This is a genomic window from Leptolyngbya sp. FACHB-36 (assembly GCF_014695955.1).
GTDB lineage: Bacteria > Cyanobacteriota > Cyanobacteriia > Leptolyngbyales > Leptolyngbyaceae > FACHB-36.
Genome location: NZ_JACJPG010000199.1, coordinates 1 through 4,731, shown reverse-complemented (window position 1 = coordinate 4,731; position 4,731 = coordinate 1). Strand labels below are relative to the sequence as shown.

Below are 4,731 nucleotides of genomic sequence, written 5' to 3'. Positions count from 1 at the left end.
TGCGCGGGTTTGGCTATTCGTGGAGGGAGAGCCCCTAGAAACGCTGGGTGGTGAAGGCTTAATGCTCGACCAACCCATTAGTCGAGAAAGCTTTGAAAAAGAGTTTGCGCTGTAAGCGCTATCGTTTTTCGGCGAAGCTAAAGGCGCGGAAGTGACGGGCTTGCTGTTCAATCCGGTTGGCAAGGCGATCGCACACCAAACTGCACAGCTCAAAAATTAAGTCGTCCTCCACGCTGTAGTAAGCCAGCGTGCCTTTACTGCGGCGGTGCAGAATGCCCGCTTGCACCATAACCTTTAGGTGCTTAGAGACATTCGCTTGACTCGTATCGGTCGCTTCTACCAAATCCTGCACGCACTTCTCACCGTCGCGCAGCACGTTCAGGATCTTTAAGCGCATCGGCTCCCCCAAAACGCTGAAGTACTCAGCCACCTGCTGAACAACCTCTGACGAAACAGGTTTAGTAGGATTCATGGAGTTGAATGTGAGGAGATGAACTGATCCCCAGATTTTAGCCAGTCACTTCCCTCATCGCAAGAAAATATTCAGGGATGGGGCAGATTTTACCAGGAACTTCATACAAGCCGCGATCGCGACTGCCGCAACTGCTAGCTGGGATTTACCCGCATGAGCGGCTGACCGAACTCAACAGGCTCTCCATTCTGTACCAGAATTTCGACGATTTCTCCGGCAACTTCTGACTCAATTTCGTTCATCAGCTTCATTGCCTCGATGATGCACACCGTTTGCCCGACTTGAATTCGCTCACCTGAATTGACAAATGCAGGTTCATCTGGAGCCGGAGCGCGGTAGAACGTCCCCACCATCGGCGACGTGACTTCCACCAGGCGACGATCGCCAATGCCGTCTCGTAGCGACTCGCCTTTCGGTGCGGAAGTTGAGGCAGCAAACGGAGCTGCACTCGTTCGATCAAGCGGTGCCCCAATCTTCTCTGGCGGAAAGACCATAGATGTGGGTAGGGGAGCCATTTCACCCTCCTGGGAAGCCGTCGCGATCGTGTAGAGTCGTTCATCTGCCCGAATGCCACGACGCACCGTTAACTCAAAGTCAGCGCTCTTTAAGGTCAGTTCCGCAATATCTGTCTGATTAATGGCTGCCAGCAGCTCGCGGAGTTCAGTCAAATCCAAGGACACGATGGGTGCTCTCGCAACTAGGGGGTAGGGACTGGGATCTAGGGATGGCTAGGATTCACGACCAAGGTAGGAATCGTCGCGAGTGTCGATTTTAATCTTTTCGCCTATAGAAATAAACAGAGGCACCATGATGGTCGCACCCGTTTCGACGGTAGCGGGTTTTGTACCGCCTGTTGCAGTGTCACCCTTAACGCCTGGATCCGTCTGTGTCACTTGCAGGACAACGGAGTTGGGAAGCTCTACACCCATGACCTGCTCGTTCCAGCGAATCACGCTGACTTCCATGCCGTCTTTGAGGTATTTGACGCGATCTCCGATCTGCGCGGCGCTCATGCGGGCTTCCTCGTAGGTTTCCATCTCCATGAAGACGTAGTCATCGCCATCTTTGTAGGTGTGCTGCATGACGCTTTTTTCCAGGTTTGCTTGAGGAACCATCTCGCCTGCTCGGAAGGTTCGCTCAAGCACTTTCCCGGTTTGCACATTTTTTAGAGTCGTGCGGACGAAGGCAGATCCCTTTCCAGGCTTAACGTGTAGGAATTCTGTTACCTTCCAGACGCCGCCGTCTAGTTCAATACTGACACCGGAGCGAAAATCATTACTGGAGATCATGAGTCGTTCATGGAGAAAATACTCGGCACCCCATTTTACCTCTGGAAGTGTGCTGCATCGACACGGGCAGCCGTTTTACCCGCAATTTGAGGTTCAGGCTGATTTCTGCCTGAATTTGCCGAGCATTCCTGATTCAAGCGTCCAGCACGCTCATCTCCAGCGGCAGAAACACCGTCATGACTTCGCCTTGCTCTGGGCGCTGCCGCACAATTAGTTTGCCGCCCAGCGACTGAAACAAGGTCTTCGTCACCGCCATATTGAGGCTAAGGCTGCCCGTTTCAGGCTGGAACATCAGCAGTCGCCCGATCGACTTCAGCGGCGATTCGTGGTGCGATCGTCCCGTTGAGCTTGCCGTGTGTGCTTCTGGCTGCGATTGCAGCTGCAGCTTCAGTTGGCTACCTGCCAGCATCACTTCAACCCGAATGTGACTGCCTGCTGCAAGGCGGCGCGTAAATCGCTCGATCAAGCTGGTCAGCGCTTTGTCCAACATCGACGGATCGCTGACGACCGCAGGCATCTTCTGCGGCAGAACGACATCAAGCGTCAGCCCGCGCTGGCTTGCCTGCTGCTTCCAGCGGGGAATGCTTTGCTGGAATACCTGCGCTAGCGAGGTCCGCGTCAGCGACGATGCAAAGGGCTGAGCCGACGTCGTCTCTAGCTCCGCTGCCCGAAACAGCAGCCCAAATCGATCGATTTGCTCACTGCACTCGCGATCAATCACTTCTAGCCGTTTGACCGCGTCGGGCGGGAGATCGGTTCGCTTCAGCAGCAGACGCGTCAGGGTGCGAATGGTTGTCAGCGGCGTCCGGACCTCATGCGCGATCGCCTGCAGCAGTTCTACATCGGGTGCTCGTAGGGGTGGAGCGTCGGGGATTAACTCTGGGTCGATCGACTCGTGGCTGTGCAGTTCTACCCGCTGTCCGCCGTCTTCCTCCAACGGCTCCGGCAGGTGCTCTAATAGCAGACGGCTAAACTGCATCACCGTTTGATAGTTGGGCACCAGCGGCGGAAACTGCCGCACCAGAGCGTCAAGCGCCTGAATCTGGTGAGAACTGGTCAGCAGAATGCGCGGTCGAATCGCCTCCCACGCCCGCTCGACCACTTCCGGCATGAAGGAGAACATGAATGCGGGAGTTCCAGTGAGTCCCTCACCCAGCACCATTACCAGACTGAACCACGGCGTTAGCACTAAGCAGAACTGCTCGGTGGCTAAGGGATCACCCGGCAGCAGCGGCAGCGCGGCACTTGTAAAATCGGTGGCGATCGCCCCCGCCAATTCTGCTGCTGGCAGCAGTTGCAGCGGCAGCCACGCGATCGAATCCAGGGCATTTGCCGTTAGCGTCCACGCTGACAAATTTGCCATTAAATCCGGCTGACTCAACACGGGCAGCGGTCCCGACAGCACCAGTCCGTTAGGGTGTTCCGTACCGTCCGCTTCAGCTTCAGTCACCTTCTGCTGAAGCATGACGCTAAGCGCCGCGATCGCACCGCTCCATTCGCGTTCGGCTCGGACTCGCTGTAGCGCCACTCGATTGCTCGACGATCGCTCCGAAGCCTCGATCGCCCAGGTGGGATCGCTAAGCGCCAATATTTCACTGAGCGTTGGCAACAACCACTTTGGCACAGATTCACCCCCAGTCAAAAACCTCGTTCACAGCGAGTCGTTATTCCGTTATTAGCGCGTGACTTCGTTAAAAACTATGACTAAAAACGAACGACTAATAACGTTATGGCTCACTACTACGAAGGTATCTGGATTACGCCGGGATGGGTAGTCGTGGAACCGTACTGATTTTGTGGCGATCGCCGTGCTGTGCCGTACACTATCGTGAATGCGCGGAAGCGGAAACGGATATGGTGAACTCCCTAACAGACATATACAAGTTTGACCCTGGCAGCGTCAACGTTGCTCAGCGATCAATTCTGCTAGAGGCGGACGAAACGGCTCCGCCTAGGGTGGAGGTGCTTGAACCTGTCGGAGCGATCGACCCTTCCTCGAAGGCGGCTCACTGGTCGAAACTGGTGCGTGACGTTCTTACCCCGGACTATCTTCAGCAGCTCACGGGGCTGGTTCAGCAGCACTGTCCACTGCCAATTTTGGTCACGCAGCAGCTATTTCATCACCTGATTAAGGTCTACAAATACAAGCTAGAAGCGACCATCCAAGCCGAGGGACTGGATGCGATCGATACGCGCCTGCCGCACCTCAAACTCGTCGCGGACCGCAAAAAGAACACAAAAACGCTAGAGCTCGTGTTCAACGACGACAAGGTGAAGGCGCACCTGCGGGACTCGCTGGGCGAATTTTTTCTCCATGCGGGAATTTGGCAAGAATTCACTCAGGAGATTGCAGCAAACCTCGTTGTGTGGGCGATCGAGCGGTTAGAAGCCGAGACGGGTGATAGATCGGGACCCCTGCGCTTGGGCTTTAGCGACGACGTGCTGCCCAGCGTGCGCGAGTACTTACAGCAGGCATCGCCTGCGCTGTTGGAGCGCATTGAGTTTCTGGCGCAGCTCCACTGTCAGGACGTCACCAAGAAAATTATTGCCGGGTTTCACCTACCCAATTGCTCGCTCAAAGATCTGGAAACGCTGCTGGGGCTAAAACGCCGACCGCCCTCTGGCGTCGAGACGCGCTTTGACCTCGATCCGGTGACGGTGTTGCCGACAGCGATTCCGATCGCCAGCAGCATTCGCGCCCAGCTCCGCCCCGACCTCTGGCAGCAGGACGAAGACCAGCCCGCCGTTTTCCACTACCGCAGCAAAAGTAACCCCGCCAACTACATCGAGCACTACATTACCAATCCCGGTGACATTGCTTTACTGCCGTGGGAAGCTGCTGAGCAAATCATCAACAAGTTCGGCTTCGACACCGTCAAGCTCCAGCTCATCTTTGCTGCTCGCACTATGGAGGAAGACGAACCGTGGGCGCGCACGTTTACGCTGCGGGCAACCGACATCATTCAGCTT

The 4,731-nt window shown here is 55.7% G+C and carries 4 protein-coding genes and 1 pseudogene; 1 reads left to right on the top strand and 4 read right to left on the bottom strand.

Annotated elements, in window-relative coordinates; translation table 11 throughout:
* Positions 1 to 118 precede the first annotated feature (118 nt).
* From H6F43_RS04525 to H6F43_RS22990, 4 genes are all read right to left on the bottom strand, one after another.
* A complete protein-coding gene (locus H6F43_RS04525) occupies positions 119 to 472 on the bottom strand; it encodes a metalloregulator ArsR/SmtB family transcription factor (RefSeq protein ID WP_190341091.1) in 354 nt (117 codons plus the stop codon).
* A gap of 134 nt (positions 473 to 606) precedes the next feature.
* Positions 607 to 1,152, bottom strand: coding sequence for an acetyl-CoA carboxylase biotin carboxyl carrier protein (gene accB / locus H6F43_RS04520; RefSeq protein ID WP_190341089.1), 546 nt, complete (start codon positions 1,150 to 1,152; stop codon positions 607 to 609).
* 48 nt (positions 1,153 to 1,200) lie between these two features.
* The gene (gene efp, locus H6F43_RS04515) at positions 1,201 to 1,761 is read right to left on the bottom strand and encodes an elongation factor P (protein WP_190341087.1); all 561 of its coding nucleotides are present in this window, start codon (positions 1,759 to 1,761) and stop codon (positions 1,201 to 1,203) included.
* Positions 1,762 to 1,894: 133 nt separating this feature from the next.
* Complete coding sequence (locus H6F43_RS22990) at positions 1,895 to 3,385, bottom strand: HAMP domain-containing sensor histidine kinase (protein WP_190341085.1); 1,491 nt, start codon at positions 3,383 to 3,385, stop codon at positions 1,895 to 1,897.
* A gap of 143 nt (positions 3,386 to 3,528) precedes the next feature.
* On the opposite strand from H6F43_RS22990, the pseudogene H6F43_RS04505 reads away from it, so the two are divergent.
* Positions 3,529 to 4,731 (top strand): annotated as a pseudogene (locus H6F43_RS04505) (hypothetical protein); the annotation flags it as partial.